Origin of the sequence: Seonamhaeicola sp. MEBiC01930 (genome assembly GCF_045277075.1) — a bacterium.
GTDB lineage: Bacteria > Bacteroidota > Bacteroidia > Flavobacteriales > Flavobacteriaceae > Seonamhaeicola.
In genome coordinates, this window is the sequence record NZ_CP104270.1 from 1506831 (window position 1) to 1526702 (window position 19872).

Consider the following 19872-nt stretch of genomic DNA (forward strand, 5'->3'; position numbering starts at 1 on the left):
TCTAGATTGTTTTCGCAAAATCAATGAAAAATTGAATTGATTCTGGGTTTCGCATGGCATCAATATTTATTGATTTTTCAAGTGGCATTTTTAATAAGATTTTTTTAATTGGTGCTTCCATTTTTTTGCCACTTATAGTATAAGGAATATCTTTTACTTCAATGATTTCATCAGGGACATGACGTGGTGAATAATCACTTTTTAATTGATTGTTTATGTTTTGTTTTATTTCATCTTTTAATTCAAAATCTGGTTTAAGTTTTACAAAAAGAGGCATGTAATGTTTACCTTCTTCTAATTCAAGGTTAATTATTAAAGAATCTTCTATAGCTTCAATTTTATTAACAGCTCTATAAATTTCGCTAGTTCCTATTCTTATCCCATGCCTATTCAAAGTGGCATCTGAACGTCCATAAATCACTAAACCTTTTGTTTTAGAGTTTATTTTTATAAAATCTCCATGTCGCCATTTTCCTGGGAAATTTTCAAAATAGCTTGAAATGTATCTAGCATTATCCTTATCATTCCAAAAGTAAATAGGCATTGAAGGCATGGGTTTATCAATAACCATTTCCCCTAAATCATCTTCAATAGGATTTCCATATTCATCTAAAGCATGTAAGGACACACCCAAAGCACGACATTGTATTTCACCTGAATGAACTGCGTATAAAGGTGTTCCTCCAACAAAAGCGGTACAAACATCAGTTCCTCCTGCCATGGAACATAGCCAAACATCTTTTTTTATATTAAGGTAAACATAATCAAAAGCTTCAGCAGGTAGCGGAGCTCCAGTGGAACTAATAGACTTCAAAGATGAAAGTTTATGGCCATTTTTAATATCCAGTTGCCTCTTCATATTAGCAACCAAATAAGGTGCACTAGTTCCAAAATGATTAATACCTAAATCATCTGAAAACTTCCAAAGTGAATCAAATTTAGGGTAGGTTGGGCATCCATCATATAAAACAATAGATGCTCCCATAAGTAAGGCAGATTGTAAAAAATTCCACATCATCCAACCGGTAGTAGTAAACCAAAAATAGCACTCGTCTTCATGAACATCATTGTGAAAGGCCATGTATTTATAATGCTCCAATAAAATGCCGCCGTGAGAGTGTACAATGGCTTTCGGTAAGCCTGTAGTTCCAGAGGAGTATAATACCCAAATAGGGTGATTAAAATCTACAGGTTCAAATAGTAATTCACCCCCATCAATTTCATATATAGTGTTAATACTTTCAAACTCCTCAGAGAAATTATTTGATGCATTTTTATTTAGATAAGGAACCAGAATAACCCTTTTTAAAGTTGGTAATGAAGCCACAATTTCTTTAACGGTATTAGTTTTGTCATAGGGTTTTCCGTTATAGTTATATCCGTCTATAGTTATAAGAACTTTTGGTTCTATTTGAGAAAATCTATTAACTACACTTTCAGCACCAAAGTCTGGAGAAGTGCTAGACCAAATAGCTCCTATGGCATTAACAGCTAAAAAGGCTATTGTAGCTTCTGGAATATTGGCAATAAAAGCCACAACCCTATCATTTTTAGAAACTCCTAAAGATTTTAAATAAGCTACCATAGAGGAAACTTTTTTTTCTAGCTCTTTCCAAGATAATTCTAGTTTTTCCCCAGATTCATTACTAAAATAAATGGCTGTTTTATTGGGTTTTGACTGTTTGAAAATATGTTCAGAATAATTTAAGGTAGCGCCTTTAAACCATTTGCAATTGGGCATTTGATAAGATGATAGAACTTGAGTATACGGCGTATGCGATGTTATTTTAAAATAGTCCCAAATGGTTTCCCAAAAAGCTTCTGTATTGTTAATAGACCACTCCCACAAATCATCATATTCAACTAGTGTTAACCCATATTTATCTTTAAGCCAATTACAATATGTATTTAGATGACTGTTTTGTTTAAATTTTGCTGAACCTTCCCAAAGTTTTTTCATATACAAATTACTGCTTTGCCTTTCTCAAATATAAAGATTTCTTTATTGTAAATTTTAATGTTAAAAGGTGTAAATGAGTATGGGTGTTTATTAAAAATCGATTAAAGTGTTAAAGTAATATGTATTTCATCGATTAATAAAGTTTTTAATCTGATATATTAAAAATAAGTGTCATATTAGCTATCCCAAATCAACCAAATCATATATTTAGATTTACCCAGATCTACCATAAACTTAACCTACGGAATATGGAACCAAATTTACCTGAACTGCCAACGTTTGAGACTGCCTCGGAAGAGTCAGAGTATAATGAAAGCAAATTGAGAGAAACGCTTCAAGATAATTTACAATTCATGAAGAGTTTACTATACTTAACAAAGAAAATATTTATGCTTTAAATCCCTTTAGGAATAGCATCAATTAGCTTTTTTGTATAGTCTCTTTTTGGAGTATTGTATATAGTGTCAGCATCGTCTAACTCTTCAATTTGGCCTTTGTTCATAACCAATAACTGGTCAGACATATATTTTACCACGGCCAAATCGTGTGAAATAAATATATAAGTAAATCCAAAATTTTCTTTTAATTCGTTAAGCAAGTTTAACACTTGAGCTTGAACAGATATATCTAACGCAGATACAGACTCATCACAGACAATAAGCTTGGGTTGTAAGGCAATTGTTCTAGCAATTCCAATACGCTGTCTTTGTCCGCCAGAAAACTCATGTGGATATCGGTTAAAATAATCTTCTGATAATCCAACTCTATTTAAAATTTCAACAGCTTTTTCCTTACGTTCATTATCAGATTTATAAAGCTTATGAACGCGCATAGGTTCCATAATAGCTTCGCCAACAGGAATTCTTGGATTTAATGATGAATAAGGATCTTGAAAAATTATCTGAATGTCTTTTCTAAGTTTTTTAACATCGTATTTTGAAAGTTTGGTTATATCAATATCCTTATATAGAATGCTGCCTGCTGAAGCTTTATCAAGTTGAAGAATGGCGTTTCCAAGAGTAGATTTTCCACAACCAGACTCACCAACCAAACCTAATGTTTCCCCTTCATACACTTTAAAACTTACATTGTTAACAGCCTTAAAAGATTTTGGTTTAGAAAACCAGCCAGATTTACCAAAATATGTTTTTTCAACATTGATTATTTCTAATAAAGGAGACTTGCTGTACAGTTTTTCATGCTGAAGTTTACGTTGTTCAGTCGTTATAATTTCTTTTGAGATAGAATTGTCTAAATAATCCTGAATAGTTGGTAAAACCTTTAATCTGGTATCTAGAGAAGGGCGCGAGTTGATTAGCGCCTTTGTGTAGTTATGTTGTGGTGATTTGAATATTTTTGAAACATCTCCTTCCTCTACAATATTCCCCTTATACATTACTAAAACTCTATTTGCAATTTCTGAAATTAAAGCTAAATCATGCGTGATGAAAATAACGCTCATTTTGGTTTCTTCTTGAAGCGTTTTAAGCAATTTTATAATCTCTTTTTGAACGGTTACATCTAAAGCTGTTGTCGGTTCATCTGCAATTAAAATGTCAGGTTTACAGGCAATTGCCATAGCAATCATAACACGTTGCTTTTGTCCACCAGAAATTTCATGAGGATAGGACTTGAAAACACGTTTTGGTTCAGGCAATTTTACTTTTTCGAATAATGACAGGACTTCGTTATTAGCAGCAGATTTAGTTAGGTTTGTATGCTTATATAAAATCTCTAAAACTTGCTTTCCACATGTCATAGATGGATTCAAAGAACTCATGGGTTCTTGAAAAATCATGGCAATTTTATTCCCTCTAATAGTTTGAAACGCTTTAGAGGAAAGTATTGTTAAATCTATATTCTTAAATTTAATATTTCCACTTGTAATTTTTGAAATGCCTTTAGGTAACAACCCTAAAATGGCCAGAGAGGATACAGACTTACCAGATCCAGACTCCCCAACAATACCAAGAATTTCGTTTTCTAAAAGGTCATATGAAATATTATGTATCACTTCATTATCACCAAATGAAATGGCCAAATCTTTAATTGATAAAATAGTTTTTTTCTCCATTAAATATGAATTATTTCATCGTTTCCTAGAATGTCTTCGCCTTGAAATCTCAAGAAAATTTGAGCCACCGCAATGGTGTCTTTTTCACAATATTTTATAATTCTATCAATGGCTTTTTCTTCATAATAAACCCTGTAAACTTCACTGCCATCTATATCGTCTTTTGGAGACGGAATCCCTAAGACATTCGTCAATAACTTTAATGAGGTATAGGTTTTATAATCACCAAATTTCCACAATTCTAAAGTGTCTAAATGAGGTACTTCCCATGGTTTTTTACCAAAAAGGTTCAGTTTATAAGGTAATTCTATGTTGTTAATAATCATACGACGCGCAATGTAAGGAAAGTCGAATTCTTTTCCATTGTGCGCACATAGTAAATGTTTAGTTTGACTAAAGTGAGAAATTAAAAGGTTTTTAAAGTCTTTTAAAATAGTGATTTCATCACCATAAAAAGAGGTTACTCTAAATTTTCTTAAATCCCCTTGAAAGTTGAAAAACCCTACTGAAATGCAGACTATTTTACCAAACTCTGCCCAGATTCCAGCACGGTCGTAAAACTCTTCAGCCGTAAAATCATCTTTTCTTTGATATTGCGATTTACTTTCCCAAAGTGCTTGTTTTGTTTCATCTAAATCTGAAAAATATTGAGTTTCTGGAACGGTTTCAATATCTAGAAATAAAATATTTTCAAGATTTAGTTTAGATGTCATCTTTTAACATTTTATAAGCCTCTTCAATATAAGTGTTTATATCACTGGTAAACCTGCCCACTTCATTATTGTTTCCTTTTGAATGACCAAGCCTTACAATAATTACATTATCATTAGGCTCTACAATAACGTACTGTCCTAAATGCCCCCTCATCATGAAAAAGCTTTTATCTTTAATAGATTTTAACCACCATCCATAACCATACATTTCACCATCAGGATATACAGGTTTTAATGATTTTGAAACAAAAGCAGAATCTAAAACTTGTTTACCATTCCATTTTCCGTGGTCTTTATATAGTTTGCCAAAACGGGCAAAGTCTTTCGCGTTACTTGCTATACAACAATAGGCTTTTACTAAATCATGACCTTCACTATCAACTTGCCAAAGTGTTGGGTTTTCACACTCTAGGGGTTTCCAGAAGCTTTCTGTTAAATAATCATAGAGCTTTACCCCAGTGGCTTTCTCTATGACCAAAGCTAGCATTTGCGTATCTCCACTTGCATATTTAAAGCTTTTTCCAGGTTCATCTACCACTTTTAATCCTAGCATCACTTTTTCTAAATCATCATCAAAATAGGCGCGCGTAGTAATTGAAAGAGGTGAGTAATAGGCTTCATCCCAATTGGTGCCTGATGCCATACTTGATAGGTGACCAACCGTCATTTTAGCTGCTAAACCGTCCTTAAATGTTGGTAGAAAATCGCTAACAGGTTGTTCTAAACTTTTTATATAACCTTCTTCAATGGCTTTTCCCATAAGACCTGACACATAGCTTTTTGCCATTGAAAATGAGTTAGATTGAGAGTCTTCATTAAAGCCATCATAGTAATTTTCAAACCAGATACTGTCATTTTTAATGATTACATAGGCTATAGTTCCGTTAGTCTTATTTATTTTATTAAGAGCTTTGGTTTCTTTTGAGCTGTTATAATCTTTATGATTGGGCCAAGGTTGAGGTGTTCCGTTTTCAATTTCTTGATTATCAAATTTTTTATAATCCTCTAAATATGCTGTAGAGTGACCCGTGAGATAAATAGTTCTAACTGCTTTTAAAAGATAATCTGTATCTGTAACATAAAGCACCATAACCAATACCCCGAAAACTATAACAAGCCACTTAATGAACTTTTTGAAGAATTTCATAATCCAGTAATTTTAATGTAGAAACTAAATATAAGAAAATTCTATGCTTTAATAAACATTAAAAAAGTGACAGTTGTTTAAAAGGACTTTCATAGTTAAGCAACCATTGTTTACGGTGTAAGCCTCCAGCATATCCGGTCAAACTACCGTCTGAACCAATTACACGATGACAAGGTACAATAATCCAAAACGGATTTTTACCATTAGCATTAGCAACGGCTCTTATAGCTTTTACATCACCCAATTGTTTAGAAAGTTCTAGATAGGAGATGGTTTTACCGTATGGAATTTGCTCTAATTGATTCCATACCTTCTTTTGAAAATCGGTTCCTTGTGGATTTAATTTTAAACTGAATTGTTTGCGAACCCCTTCAAAATATTCTTTAAGTTGAATAGCACAGTCTTCAAGAACTTCGGGTAAAATGTCTGTTATTTTTTCGTCAGTATTCAGTACTGTTACAGAAGTAATGCCATCAGAATCACCAACAATTTTAGTGTATCCTAGAGGTGTATTAACAATACAGGTTTCCATTACTCTTCTGGCTTATCTTCTTTTAAAATACCTAATTTTTTAGCCCGAGATTCCCAACTTTTCCTTGCAAGATGTTGTAGATCAGAAACATTATCACTTTCATCCATAATTTCAAGACCTAGCAGGGTTTCTATAACATCTTCCATAGTAACAAGGCCACTTACAGATCCGTATTCATCAACCACTAAAGCCATGTGATTTCTAGTTTCAACCAATTTTTCAAATAAGGTAGGAATTGGTAAATTCCTGTTAACAACAATAATATCACGTTTTAATTCTGAAAGTTTTTTTCTGTTGTTATCCAACGCCATTTCCTTGAATATTTCGTCTTTAAGCACAAGTCCAGTAATGTTATCTGGCTCATTAGTGAAAAGAGGAATTCTTGAAAAGCGCAAATTGAGATTTTTACTAAAAAACTCTTCAACTGTGGTAGTTTCACTTTCGGTTTTCATTACGGTTCTAGGAGTCATAACATCTTTGGCTTTTACCTCTTTAAAAGTTAATAGGTTTTTAATGACTTTGCTTTCAGATTCTTGAAAAACCCCTTCTTCTTCAGCCATATCTGCCATGGCATGAAAATCTTCCCTACTTAAAACACTTCCGTGATGCCCTTTACCGCCAATTAGTTTTGTGGTAAGTTGTAATAACCATAAAATGCCAGTCCACTTAAGAGGGAAAATAAGTACTTTTAAAGCAATAGTTGTAAAATTAGCCAGTCCTTTCCAGTAAGTTGCTCCTATGGTTTTTGGAATTATTTCTGAAGCCACTAAAATTAAAATGGTCATTATTGATGATACTATACCAACCATTAATTCTTCAGTAAATTCTATACCAAAAAGCGATGATGTTTTACTACCATACATTTCTACATAGGCTACCTTTGCTTGTACCCCAACCAAAATTGCTCCTACAGTATGTGCAATGGTGTTAAGTGTTAATATAGCAATTAAGGGACGGTCTACATCTTTTTTTAATATTTCTAATTCTAAGGCATAGGCTTTGCCTTCTTTCTTTTTAACATTAATAAAAGTAGGTGTTACACTTAGTAAAACGGCCTCAAGAATTGAACATAAAAATGAAAAGAAAATTGATATAACGCCGTAAAAAATAAGTAGTCCCATTAATAGATTTTTGTTGAATGCTAATTTACGAAAGTAATTTCACAACATCCTTAGCGAAATAAGATGCAATGATATCGGCGCCAGAACGTTTAAAGGCCATGGTTGTTTCCATCATGATTTGGTCATGGTCTAACCAGCCTTTTTCGGCGGCAGCTTTAATCATAGCATATTCACCAGATACTTGATAAACCGCCACAGGAACTTCTACATCATTTTTAATTTCACGAACAATATCTAAATATGAAATACCAGGTTTTACCATAACAATATCTGCGCCTTCATCAATATCCATTTCGGTTTCACGAACTGCTTCAAACCTATTGGCAAAATCCATCTGATAGGTTTTTTTGTCTTTGGGTATATCTACTAAATCCACTGGTGCAGAATCTAAGGCATCACGAAAAGGGCCATAAAATGCTGAAGCATATTTAGCAGAATAACTCATGATTCCTGTATTGATGAACCCCTCATCTTCTAAAGCCTCTCGTATGGTTAGAATGCGACCATCCATCATATCACTTGGGGCTACAAAATCAGCTCCAGCTTGTGCATGAGAAATACTCATTTCTGCTAAAAACTCAGCAGTTTCATCGTTTATTATTAGTCCGTTTTCAATAATACCATCGTGTCCGTATACAGAATACGGGTCTAAAGCTACATCGGTCATTACCAACATTTCTGGACATGCATTTTTTACTGTTTTAACCGCACGTTGCATTAATCCACCAGGATTCAATGCTTCAGTTCCTTTATTATCTTTTAAATTATCCGGTACTTTTACAAAAAGTAACACCGATTTTAAGCCAAGTTTCCAAAGTTCTTTTACTTCATTTCCAAGTAAATCTAAACTGTAGCGAAAATAGTTTGGCATTGATGGAATTTCATCTTTAACACCTTTACCTTCAACTACAAAAAGAGGGACTAAAAAATCATTAGGTGTAATAACTGTTTCACGAACTAAAGAACGAATGGCTTCATTGGTTCTTAATCTTCTATTTCTTCTTAATGGGTACATACTTTTAAGTTAAAAGTTATAAGTGCAAAGTTAAAAGTTTCTTAGACCCAATCTTTAGGGTTTTTCAAAACTTCTAATAATTTTTCTTCTTCGCTGCCGGCTTCCGGTTGATGGTCATAAACCCATTGTACGTGTGGTGGTAAACTCATAAGAATACTCTCAATGCGGCCGTTGGTTTTTAAACCAAATAAAGTACCTTTATCATGAACTAAATTGAATTCTACATAACGTCCACGTCTAATTTCTTGCCAAGCCCTATTGGCTTCAGTGTATGGTAATTCTTTTCGGTTTTCAACTATGGGAACATAAGCATCCAAGAAACTATCTCCAACTTCTGTTACAAAGTTGTACCAATTCTCCATGGTCATATCATCTGACGTTTTACAATAATCAAAGAATAATCCACCTATACCACGTGCCTCATTTCTATGGGCATTGTGAAAGTATTCATCACAACGTCCTTTATACTTTGGGTAAAAATCTGGGTTGTGTTTGTCACAGGCTGTTTTGCATACCTCATGAAAATGTTTGGCGTCTTCTTCGAAAAGGTAATATGGTGTTAAATCTTGTCCACCACCAAACCATTGGTCAACAATAGTTCCATCAGTATCATACATTTCAAAATAGCGCCAGTTGGCATGAACCGTAGGTACCATAGGGCTTTTAGGGTGAATCACTAAGCTTAATCCGCATGCAAAAAAGTCTACATCTCCAACGTTAAAGTAAGCTTGCATAGACTTTGGTAGTTTACCATGAACGCCCGAAATGTTTACACCGCCTTTTTCAAATACATTACCGTTTTCAATGACACGTGTTCTTCCACCACCGCCCTCCGGACGATTCCAAATATCTTCTTGAAAAGAGGCTTTTCCATCTATGGTTTCAAGCGTAACGGTTATAAAATCTTGTAAATCTTGTATGTATTGATAAAATTTGTCTTTCATTAAATCATGTTTTTGTTACAGTAGGTAGATTTTTCAAAATCTCTTATGTTAATAGCTATAAAATCAATGTTTGGAAACATGTCTTTTAGAACGCTAACAATTTCATTAGAAAGGGTTGCTTTTTGTTCTGTGGTCCTACCTTCCATTATATTAGAAAACACATGAATAAAATCATCTTGTTTGCCACCTACTAAGTAATGTTCTTTATAAGGGTTTAAGCGCACTTTGATGTCATTTTCGTCGAACAGTCGCGTCTTGCTCGCTGCTTTGTGAACCTCTTGAAGTATGTCTTCAGGCTTTTGAAGAGATAAAATGGTTTCTGAACAATCTATTACAAAATGTGGCATATAGGTTTAATTTTTATAAAGTTCAAACAATTCCATATCCAATGGGTTTTCTCCAGGAGGTGTATATTCTTTCTCTAATGTTTTTATCCAAGTAAAGTTACATTTTTTAGCTACCTCAATACTTGGTAAATTATTTCTATAAACAATAATTTGAAGTATGTTTAAACCAAGAGTCTTAAAAGCATATTTAGATAAAAAATTGATAGACTGGGTTGTTATACCTTGCCCTTCATGTTCATAATGGATGCAATATGCAAATTCACCTTGCTTTGTATTCCAATCAATCTCCTTTAAGTAAATCAATCCAATTATTTTATTGGATTCTTTTGGTTGAAGTGTAAATAAGAACTCTTCTTTTTTGTTAAACTGATTAACCTTTTTTTCTGCAAATAATTTAGATAAATCTGGGTTTAAATTCTGGGCTAGTGTTTTTGGGAAATACCGCCTTAATCGGTCTTCATTGGCATTTACGAAATTGCAAATATTCCAAGAATCTTGGATGTTAATGGGGTTGACTGTAAAGGTGTTAGAACTAAACAACATGTTGTAATTTGTTATCTAGGTTTAAGGTTTCCACTGTTTTAACCGATGCGGCAGTAACCGAAAGCGGAAGTACTAAAATAACACCAATCACTGGAACAAATAAAAGTAACAAAAACACTATGCCGTTGCCAATGGCTAACCCCTTATGTTTCCTTACAAATTGTATACTATCTCTATACGCATAATGACGCTCTAGCGTATAATCCATATTACCAAAGCCAGCATAATATGCCTGCATTATAAATAGTAGAATGGTTGAGAATATGTTGACTATTGGGATGAATTTTAAAATCAGGATAGGAATTGTTAAAACCAGTTCCATCATTAGATTTCTAACATTAATTCTAATACCTCGCCACAACTGTTGCATAAACGAAGTGTCTCTATTTGAGTGAGGTTCAGTTCCCGTTAAATGGGCTTCAATTTTTTCTGAAACGGGACTCATAAAGGGGGCAGACAGAGCCATAATGATATGTTTGAAAAGAATAAGGCCTATAACTAGAACAATTAATCCGCCAATAAATGAGCTAATGGCTGTAAATGTATCCTTACCCCAATCCCAAATCCAGATTTTTGAAATAATACCACCGATATTATCTGAAAGGCCATAAGCCGAAGAGAAAATGACAATTGCTGTAATTAAGCTTATAAGCATAGGTACAGCAAAATACTTCCAGAGTTTTAGTTTTGATATTAAACTAAAGGCTCCGAAATAGGCTTTTATTCCTGCTGATATTTTTTTAATCATAAATTAAATTTTACAGCTGTTAGACTACATGTCTAACCGTATGTTACAAGTTTAAACGCTATATTCTTTTACAGCATCTATAAATGCTTTGGCATTGTCTAATGGTATGTTTGGTAAGATACCATGGCCTAAGTTTACGACGTATTTATCTTTGCCAAAATCGTTAATCATTTTGGTAACCATTTTTTTGATTTCGGCTGGAGGAGATAATAACCTTGATGGGTCAAAATTACCTTGTAAAGTTATATTTCCACCAGTTAAATAACGTGCGTTTTGTGGTGAGCATGTCCAGTCTACACCCAAGGCTGAGGCATTACTTTTTGCCATTTCACCTAGTGCAAACCAACAGCCTTTTCCAAAAGCTATTACAGGAGCATCGTCTTTTAAAGCTTCAATAATTTGATTGATATATTGCCATGAAAACTCCTGATAATCGGTAGGGGATAGCATGCCTCCCCAAGAATCGAATACTTGTACCGCATTGACACCTGCTTTTACTTTTTCTTTTAAATAAGCAATAGTTGTATCGGTTATTTTTTGAAGTAATTGATGAGCGGCTAATGGGTTTGTAAAACAAAACTCTTTGGCTTTATCAAAATTCTTGCTACCCTGTCCCTGTACACAGTAGCAAAGAATTGTCCATGGGGAACCTGCAAAACCAATTAAAGGAATTTCGTTATTTAATAATTCCTTAGTCGCTTTTATACCTTGATATACATAGTCTAATTCTACTTTTACATCTGGAACTATAACATTATCAACGTCTTTTTGAGAACGCACAGGATTAGGTAAATATGGCCCAAAATTGGGTTTCATTTGTACCTCAATATTCATTGCCTGAGGAATAACCAAAATATCACTAAATAAAATAGCGGCGTCCATGCCATATCTGCGGATTGGCTGAACTGTAATTTCGCTTGCTAATTCTGGGGTACGACAACGTGTAAAAAAATCATATTTCTCACGAATAGCTATAAATTCTGGTAAATAACGCCCTGCTTGACGCATCATCCAAACAGGTGGTCTATCTACGGTTTCACCTTTTAATGCTCTTAAAAATAAATCGTTCTTTATCATAACTAATCGTTAGTTTCTAGTAACTATTTTACATAATGCTCATTTACCAACTCTATTACGCTTTCTACTGTTGGTACCTTGGCTATTTTTACTTCTTTAAAATGTTTTCTGGCTTCTTTTGCAGTGGTTTCACCAATACAAAAGGCTACAACATCTTTATTGTTTTTCTGTTTGTAACTTTTAACTGTTGATGGACTGTAAAACATAACGCTATTTATAGTATCATCTAATTCTACACCATCATATTTTGTTTGGTAAGCTTCTACTTCGTTTACCTTTATATTATTTTCTTCTAGAATTGTTGGTAAATCATCTAATCTTAAATTACTGCAAAAATAGGTAACTTCAGTACCTTCAATAAATTCAACTAAATATTCAGCTAAAGCTTTGGCGTTTTTTTCAGAATGTGTCACTTTTCCAACTCTTTTTTCAACCAAGCGTTTAGTTCTCCTACCAACACAGAAAATGTTTTTAAATTGTAACTCTTCAGAAGAAAAGTTCATTAACAGGGCATCTACCGCATTTTTACTTGTAATAATTACATTATTTATAGGTTCTTTTACTATGCGTTTATGAATTCTATTAGGGTTGGTTTTAATAAAATCTGAACTTTTAGGTGATACTTTTTCATTAAATAATAACCTTTGGTCTTCTGTTAAAGACTTTGTAGAATATACATTGGCTGTTTTAATGTCTTTTCTTATGGTGTCCATTAAGCGTTTACCGCCACGTTCTAGAATGTAATTAGAGGCATAAGTAGCAATGTCTTGATGTTTTCCAAGTTTCTCAACTCTAGATACTTCAATTTTTTTAGAACCATCTTTACTTAAAAGGATGCCTTTAAAGGATACTTCTTCATCTTTTATTCTTGCTAAAGCCCCTATTGGAGCAGTACATCCGCCTTCTAGTTTGTTTAAAAAATCACGTTCAATGGTAGTGCAAATCTCAGTTTCTTCATGGTTTAACTCAGAGCAGGCTTCTATGGCATAATCATTTTCTCCAAGAGCTGCAATCATAATTGCTCCCTGAGCAGGAGCAGGAATCATCCAATCTAAATTAATTGCTTCATCTGGTCTTATACCAATTCTGCCAATACCCGCAGCAGCGAAAATGGCACCGTTCCAATTGTGATCTTTTAATTTTTCAAGACGAGAATTTACATTACCACGTAAATCTACTACGGAATGAGTTGGGTACCGGTTAAGCCATTGTGCTCTTCTTCTTAAACTACCAGTTGCAATAACGGCTTCCCTAGCTCCTAAGAATTCTTCATTATCTTTAAAAACTAAGGTGTCATTAACGTTACCACGTTTTAAAACCGCTATTTGTTCTATGCCTTTTGGCAATATAGTTGGCACATCTTTTAGAGAATGTACAGCAATATCTATATCATGATTTATTAAGGCAATATCTAAAGTTTTGGTGAATATGCCAGTTATTCCTAGTTCATAAAGCGGTTTGTCTAAAACAATATCGCCTGTTGATTTAACAGGAACTAGTTCTGATTTGTATCCTAAATTTTCAAGTTGTTGCTGTACAGTTTTGGCTTGCCACAGTGCTAGTTCACTATCACGAGTGCCAATTTTTATGGTTTTAGACATTTTGGGTTTCTTCTAGCTGAAATACTTTTTTTATTAATTCTAAGCTATCATCTGTAGAGCTATTATCATCTTTTAAATGATGAGCAAAATGGTTAGTAATTTTTTGAACAATATTTTTACTAATTATTTCTGCTTGTGTCTCATTAAAGTCAGATAGTTTTTTACGTTGAGTGTCTAATTCTGCAGTTGCAAAATCAGCAAGTTTATGTTTTAAAGCTTTTATTGTGGGTGCAAATTTTCTGGTTTCCAACCAGCCATTAAACTCTTCATTAATTTCCGCAATAATAGCTTCCGCTTGTGGAATGTAAGCTTTACGTTTTTCTAAAGTTTCATCTGTTAGTTGAGATAAATAATCTAAATGAACCAGATTTATATTTTCCAACTCCTTTACATTTTCATTAACATTCTTAGGAATTGATAAATCTAAAATTAACAATGGTTTTTTAGACTGTATAATATGCTTATCTATTGTTGGTCTGTGCGCTCCTGTAGCAACAATTAATATATCAGTATTACTTATTTCTTCCTGTAAATTAGCATAGTCTTTTACAACTAAGTTGAACTTACCTGCAATTTTTTCAGCCTTATCTTTTGTTCTATTAATAAGGGTAATATGTTCGTTCTTGGTATGTTTTACTAAATTCTCACAAGTGTTTCTGCCAATTTTACCAGTACCAAATAATAAGATGTTTTTACTAGTAACATCTGTAATTGTTTTTAAAATATACTGAACAGAAGCAAAGGATACAGAGGTTGCACCTGAAGATAATTCAGTTTCTGTTTTAATGCGTTTACTAGCCTGAATTACGGCATTTACTAGTCTTTCTATAAACGGATTAAGTAAATTGTTTTTCTTTGATAATAAAGCGCTAGATTTTAGTTGGCTAATTATTTCAAAATCACCTAGAATTTGGCTATCTAAACCAGAGCCAACTCTAAACATGTGGCTAATAGCACCTTTATTTTTATGTACATAGGCTACTTTTTGAAACTCATCTACCGTACCTTGAGTATTATCACAAAGCAATTTTATAAGTTGAAAAGGGTGTTCTGCAAAACCGTAGATCTCTGTTCTATTACAAGTAGAAGTAACCAGTAAACTTTCTATATGGTTTTCTTTGGCCTGTTGTAGCAGCGTATTTCTAGAATCATCATCTAAACTAAAATGCCCCCGAATTTCAGCATCAGCCTTTTTATAGCTTAAACCAATAGCGTAAAAGTTTTTACTTTTTGAAATGTTATATCTGTGCATACTTATACCTGATAATGCGGAACAAAAATATATGCAACACTAAAAAGAAAATAACGCTCAAAGAACTTTTAATATCGTTTTAGGTTTTTTGAAGAACTTTTAGGAAAAAACATGATAAATGTCATATTTTTACAGTGAAATCAGCAGTTTTTGATGTTGTAATCTAGAATAAATCTAAATAAGTATTGAAAATGAGAGAAGAAATAGAAATAAAAAATGTCGCTCAAAGTACTTTTGATGAGACTAAAGTTGACGAAGGGGTATTAGTTTTAACTTTTAAAAATGACAAAAGCGTTGCTCAAAGTGTTGAAAAAGATATAGATAGTACTTACATACAATTTCATTTTTGTGTTAAAGGTTCCGCTAAATTTATGTTTAATCAAGGGCGATATGCCTTAGATATTCATGAAGAGAATTCGTTGTTACTATACAATCCTCAACGAGAGTTACCAATAAATTTATTTGTTGAGTCTAATTCCTGGATTGTTTCAGTTTTAATTTCTATTAAAAAGTTTCACGGCTTATTTTCTCAGGAAGCAGATTATATTTCATTTTTAAATGAAGAAAATAAAGATAAAAAATATTATAAGGATGGTGTTATTTCACCTTCAATGGCTATTGTGTTAAACCAATTGATTAACTATAATTTAAATAGCAGTATTAAAGGCATTTATTATAAGGGGAAAACTTATGAACTTTTAAGTTTATATTTTAATAGAAGCGAGGATGCAGATATTGAACAGTGCCCTTTTTTAGTAGATGAATCTAATGTTATAAAAATTCGAAAAGCAAAAGATATAATTGTATCCAGAATGGCAGAACCACCTAGTTTACAGGAATTGGCAGATGAAATAGGTCTTAGTTTAAAAAAACTTAAAGAAGGATTTAAGCAAATATATGGCGATTCTGTATTTAGCTTTTTGTTTGATTATAAAATGGAAGTTGCACGTAAACTTTTAGAAGCAGGAGATGATAATGTAAATGAAGTTGGTCATAAGGTAGGTTATAGCACATCTAGTCATTTTATTGCAGCGTTTAAAAAGAAATATGGTACAACACCAAAGAAATATATAATGTCATTAAACTTGTAATTATTACAATTTGTAGGTTATTTTGCTATGTTTTAAGTTTTTGTTTATTTTTGAGTACATAAAAATTGAAATTTCTAATCTAAACCCCCAAATTATGAAATTTTTATCACCAGAAATTGAGGCATTATATAAACAATATAATGGCACTACCAACAAAAAATCATTAGTTAGACCAACAACATCCTGTGGAATTTTTCAGGATTGTGATTATAATGAGAAAAGACCACCTATTAGCTATTATCAAAAACTAAAATAGGGGATAGTTTAAATCTATAAAATAAGATGTTTTTTTTATAATTTGTGTTGTATTTTTACAACATGAAAAAAGGCGTTTTACTTGTAAATTTAGGTTCACCTGATAGTCCTGAACCCAAAGATGTAAAGAAATATTTAGGCGAATTTTTAATGGATGAACGTGTAATTGATATTCCATACACAGCAAGAGCGTTGTTGGTAAGAGGAATTATTTTAAAAACGCGTCCTAAGGCATCAGCTGTTGCCTATAAAAAAATATGGTGGGATGAAGGTTCACCGCTTATTGTTTTGTCAGAACGTCTCCAAGATAAAATTCAAAAAGAGGTTGATGTCCCTGTTGCTTTAGCTATGCGTTATGGAAGTATGACTATTGAAAAAGGTTTACAAGAATTAGTAGACAAAGGGGTTGATGAAGTTTTATTGTTTCCATTATACCCTCAATTTGCTATGGCAACTACAGAAACTATTTTGGTTAAGGCAGAAGCCTTGAGAGATATGCATTTTCCTAATTTAAAAATTGATTCTGTTCCAGCATTTTATAATAAGGCGGATTATATTGAAGTGCTTTCTAATTCTATAAAACGTCATTTAGAAGGAAAAAATTACGAACATTTATTGTTTTCTTATCATGGTGTTCCAGAACGACATATAAGAAAAAGTGATATAACTAAATCTCACTGTAAAATAGATGGTAGTTGTTGCGCAACAAAAAGTGAAGCACATGAGTTTTGCTACCGTCACCAATGTTTGGAGGTCACAAGATTAGTTGCTGAAAAGTTACAATTAGAAGAAGGTAATTATTCAACATCTTTTCAATCTCGTTTAGGGTTTGACCCTTGGTTACAACCTTATACAGATAGAACCATAGAACGCTTGGGTAAACAAGGTGTTCAGAACATGGCAATTGTTACACCAGCCTTTGTTAGTGATTGCCTTGAGACCTTAGAGGAAATTGCTATGGAAGGACAAGAGATTTTCCATGAAATGGGAGGTAATGATTTCACAACTATTCCATGTTTAAATGATGATCAAGAATTCGTAAATTTATTGTCCACATGGATAACAGATTGGTCTGAAAACTAAATATAATGGAATACTATTTTTACCTAAAAGCCTTCCATCTCATTTTTGTAATTACTTGGTTTGCTGGTTTATTTTACATTCCAAGATTGTTTGTTTATCAAGTTGAGGCACTTGATAAACCATCGCCAGAAAAAGAAATTTTAGGTAAGCAGCTTAAACTTATGGCAAAACGGCTATGGTACATAATCACATGGCCATCGGCAATCTTATGTACACTCTTTGCCATTATGTTACTCATTTTAAACCCGGCTTTATTGCAGCTATCTTGGATGCAAGTAAAACTTGGTTTTATAGTGTTGTTATTCCTTTATCACATTATAACGCATAAGTACTACAAACAATTGCAAAATGACACTTGTAAAAAAACATCTAGCTTTATGCGTATTTGGAATGAAGGTGCTACATTCATTCTATTTGCCGTTATTTTTTTAGTTATTTTAAAAAGTAGTATCAATTGGATTTGGGGTATAATGGGTATGCTTTTATTAGGTGTTTTAATCATGTTAGGTTTTAAAGTATATAAGCGTATTAGAGATAAAAACCCTGAGACTTAAATTATTAGGGTGTTTCTCTTTAAGGGTTGAGCTTTCAGCGGTCGCTCCTTCCTGGGTCAGGGAGCTTCAACAAATGCCTCAAACCTTAGTACACACTTGTTTTAGAAAATTTTAACAAGTGTAATTTTTATAATCCTTAGGCCTCTTTGGTGTGATAATTGCTATATTTCTTCAGTTAAAACTAAATTTTGAATTCAATAATTCACAAAATTTAGCTTTACTTCAGTAATCACTTTGTTAGTCCATAATAATTTTTTTCATTTGAGGGTTTTGAATATTCAAATGAAAAAATTCATGTACTTTTAATGCAACAAAATCTTAAATGAACTTAAGAAAACTCTCTTTACGTACTCGCATTTTTTTAGCAATGATATTGCTAGTATTAATGGCGTCTGTACTTATTTCAGCGGTAGCTATATATCAATATAATGAGCAAAGTTCAGATTACCATGAAGGGCGTTTAGAACGTAAGGAACAAAATATCCAAACAGATCTTAAACAGTTTTTAAATGGGCGTTATAATACTTGGGAAATTAAAACAGAAAACATTCCGCTAATTTATAAAGATGAAATTTATAACATAGCCAATATTCATAAGCTTCAAATAAATTTATATGATTTAGACGGCGGACTTCTAATTTCATCAAAGGCCAATTTACAAGGCGATATTGAAGAAAACTGCATTGATGCAGAAATTATGAATAATATTTTTAATACTGTTGAGTTTAATACTGTTTTAGAAATTTCAAGACACCGTTATGTGCATAAGCTTATAGAAAACGGAGAAACATTTCAATCATCATACACCTTTCTTTTAGATAAAAACTCTAAGCCATTAGCAATATTAAATCTTCCATATTTAGAAAAAGACGATTTTTTAACCAAAGAACTTCTTGAGTTTTTAAAGCGTATTGCTTTTGCCTTTGCACTGGTGCTATTAACAGCTATAGGTATTGCTTTTTTACTTTCTAAATTCATAACAAAATCATTAAAAACTATTAGTGATAAAATTATTTCTACCAGACTTGAAAAACGCAATAAAAAAATTGAGGTTGATGACACTAGCGAGGAAATCTCAATATTAGTAAACTCATACAATAGTATGATTGATGAATTGGAGGAAAGTGCAGTGCAATTAGCCAAAAGTGAGCGAGAGCAGGCATGGAGAGAAATGGCTAAGCAAGTAGCCCATGAAATTAAAAACCCTTTAACACCAATGCGTTTAACGGTGCAGAATTTTCAGCGAAAGTTTAACCCTGAAGATGAAAACATTCATTTAAAATTAGAAGAATATACTAAAACCTTAATTCAGCAAATAGATACTATGAGTTCTATTGCTTCGGCATTTTCAAATTTTGCTAAAATGCCAGCGCAACAAAATGAAACCCTTAATGTGGTTAAAATTGTAAAGCTAGCCTTAGATATTTTTAATGAAGATTATATCGTTTTCACATCAGATTACGATGAAATAATAGCTAAATTTGATAGAACTCAGCTTATTAGAGTAGTAACTAATTTGGTTAAAAATGGTATTCAGGCCATTCCAGAAAACCAGGTACCTAGAATAGCTATTCATGTTACCTCAAAAGATAATAATGTAGTATTAACAGTTGCAGATAACGGTTCTGGAGTATCAGAAGAGAATAAAGATAAAGTGTTTGAACCTAAATTTACTACTAAAACTAGCGGTATGGGGCTTGGGTTAGCAATGGTTAAAAATATTGTTGAAACCTATAATGGAACCATTACATTTGAATCTATAAAAGATAAGGGTACTACATTTAAAGTTATGTTTCCAAAAGAGTAATCTTCTTG

Annotated in this window: 20 protein-coding genes; 6 read left to right on the top strand and 14 right to left on the bottom strand. The window is 32.7% G+C overall.

Going from position 1 to position 19872, the window contains the following annotated elements; translation table 11 throughout:
• Position 1: 1 nt before the first annotated feature.
• Complete coding sequence (locus tag N1F78_RS06555; RefSeq protein ID WP_406685381.1) at positions 2-1960, bottom strand: acetoacetate--CoA ligase; 1959 nt, start codon at positions 1958-1960, stop codon at positions 2-4.
• Positions 1961-2208: 248 nt separating this feature from the next.
• Between N1F78_RS06555 and N1F78_RS06560 the strand changes: the two genes are divergently transcribed.
• Entirely contained in the window at positions 2209-2358 is a 150-nt protein-coding gene (locus tag N1F78_RS06560; protein WP_406685382.1) for a hypothetical protein, read from the top strand.
• Here N1F78_RS06560 and N1F78_RS06565 read toward each other — a convergent pair.
• The 13 genes from N1F78_RS06565 to hemA are packed head-to-tail and all read right to left on the bottom strand — an operon-like array spanning position 2355 to position 15074.
• Positions 2355-4034 (bottom strand): ABC transporter ATP-binding protein, encoded by a 1680-nt coding sequence (locus tag N1F78_RS06565; protein ID WP_406685383.1) that lies wholly within the window; start codon positions 4032-4034, stop codon positions 2355-2357. The two genes, N1F78_RS06560 and N1F78_RS06565, sit on opposite strands and share 4 nt — an antisense overlap.
• Complete coding sequence (locus N1F78_RS06570; RefSeq protein ID WP_406685384.1) at positions 4034-4747, bottom strand: 3'-5' exonuclease; 714 nt, start codon at positions 4745-4747, stop codon at positions 4034-4036. The genes N1F78_RS06565 and N1F78_RS06570 overlap by 1 nt, the downstream gene beginning before the upstream one ends.
• Complete coding sequence (locus tag N1F78_RS06575) at positions 4737-5894, bottom strand: serine hydrolase domain-containing protein (RefSeq protein WP_406685385.1); 1158 nt, start codon at positions 5892-5894, stop codon at positions 4737-4739. Before N1F78_RS06575 ends, N1F78_RS06570 begins: the two co-directional genes overlap by 11 nt.
• A gap of 58 nt (positions 5895-5952) precedes the next feature.
• On the bottom strand, positions 5953-6426 hold the full coding sequence (locus tag N1F78_RS06580) for a methylated-DNA--[protein]-cysteine S-methyltransferase (RefSeq protein ID WP_406685386.1): 474 nt from the start codon (positions 6424-6426) through the stop codon (positions 5953-5955).
• Positions 6426-7547: a CNNM domain-containing protein gene (locus N1F78_RS06585; RefSeq protein WP_406685387.1), complete on the bottom strand. Its 1122-nt coding sequence runs from the start codon at positions 7545-7547 to the stop codon at positions 6426-6428. Before N1F78_RS06585 ends, N1F78_RS06580 begins: the two co-directional genes overlap by 1 nt.
• 25 nt (positions 7548-7572) lie before the next feature.
• Entirely contained in the window at positions 7573-8562 is a 990-nt protein-coding gene (hemB, locus tag N1F78_RS06590; protein WP_406685388.1) for a porphobilinogen synthase, read from the bottom strand.
• A 41-nt stretch (positions 8563-8603) separates the two neighbouring features.
• A complete protein-coding gene (gene hemF, locus N1F78_RS06595; protein ID WP_406685389.1) occupies positions 8604-9506 on the bottom strand; it encodes an oxygen-dependent coproporphyrinogen oxidase in 903 nt (300 codons plus the stop codon).
• Positions 9506-9853, bottom strand: a complete 348-nt coding sequence (locus tag N1F78_RS06600; RefSeq protein WP_406685390.1) for a 5-carboxymethyl-2-hydroxymuconate Delta-isomerase — start codon at positions 9851-9853, stop codon at positions 9506-9508. The genes hemF and N1F78_RS06600 overlap by 1 nt, the downstream gene beginning before the upstream one ends.
• A 6-nt stretch (positions 9854-9859) precedes the next feature.
• A complete protein-coding gene (locus N1F78_RS06605; protein ID WP_406685391.1) occupies positions 9860-10396 on the bottom strand; it encodes a GNAT family N-acetyltransferase in 537 nt (178 codons plus the stop codon).
• On the bottom strand, positions 10386-11144 hold the full coding sequence (locus tag N1F78_RS06610) for an EI24 domain-containing protein (RefSeq protein WP_406685392.1): 759 nt from the start codon (positions 11142-11144) through the stop codon (positions 10386-10388). Before N1F78_RS06610 ends, N1F78_RS06605 begins: the two co-directional genes overlap by 11 nt.
• 51 nt (positions 11145-11195) lie before the next feature.
• The gene (hemE, locus tag N1F78_RS06615; protein ID WP_406685393.1) at positions 11196-12221 is read right to left on the bottom strand and encodes a uroporphyrinogen decarboxylase; all 1026 of its coding nucleotides are present in this window, start codon (positions 12219-12221) and stop codon (positions 11196-11198) included.
• A gap of 23 nt (positions 12222-12244) precedes the next feature.
• Positions 12245-13822 (bottom strand): hydroxymethylbilane synthase, encoded by a 1578-nt coding sequence (gene hemC, locus N1F78_RS06620; RefSeq protein WP_406685394.1) that lies wholly within the window; start codon positions 13820-13822, stop codon positions 12245-12247.
• The gene (gene hemA / locus N1F78_RS06625; protein ID WP_406685395.1) at positions 13815-15074 is read right to left on the bottom strand and encodes a glutamyl-tRNA reductase; all 1260 of its coding nucleotides are present in this window, start codon (positions 15072-15074) and stop codon (positions 13815-13817) included. The genes hemC and hemA overlap by 8 nt, the downstream gene beginning before the upstream one ends.
• Before the next feature lie 191 nt (positions 15075-15265).
• Between hemA and N1F78_RS06630 the strand changes: the two genes are divergently transcribed.
• The 5 genes from N1F78_RS06630 to N1F78_RS06650 all read left to right on the top strand — a co-directional run bounded on the left by N1F78_RS06630 (position 15266) and on the right by N1F78_RS06650 (position 19864).
• Positions 15266-16165, top strand: coding sequence for a helix-turn-helix transcriptional regulator (locus N1F78_RS06630; RefSeq protein ID WP_406685396.1), 900 nt, complete (start codon positions 15266-15268; stop codon positions 16163-16165).
• Between the two features lie 94 nt (positions 16166-16259).
• Positions 16260-16421: a hypothetical protein gene (locus tag N1F78_RS06635; protein WP_406685397.1), complete on the top strand. Its 162-nt coding sequence runs from the start codon at positions 16260-16262 to the stop codon at positions 16419-16421.
• Between the two features lie 62 nt (positions 16422-16483).
• Entirely contained in the window at positions 16484-17503 is a 1020-nt protein-coding gene (gene hemH / locus N1F78_RS06640) for a ferrochelatase (RefSeq protein ID WP_406685398.1), read from the top strand.
• 5 nt (positions 17504-17508) lie between these two features.
• A complete protein-coding gene (locus N1F78_RS06645; protein ID WP_406685399.1) occupies positions 17509-18057 on the top strand; it encodes a CopD family protein in 549 nt (182 codons plus the stop codon).
• 322 nt (positions 18058-18379) lie between these two features.
• The gene (locus N1F78_RS06650) at positions 18380-19864 is read left to right on the top strand and encodes an ATP-binding protein (RefSeq protein ID WP_406685400.1); all 1485 of its coding nucleotides are present in this window, start codon (positions 18380-18382) and stop codon (positions 19862-19864) included.
• Positions 19865-19872 lie beyond the last annotated feature (8 nt).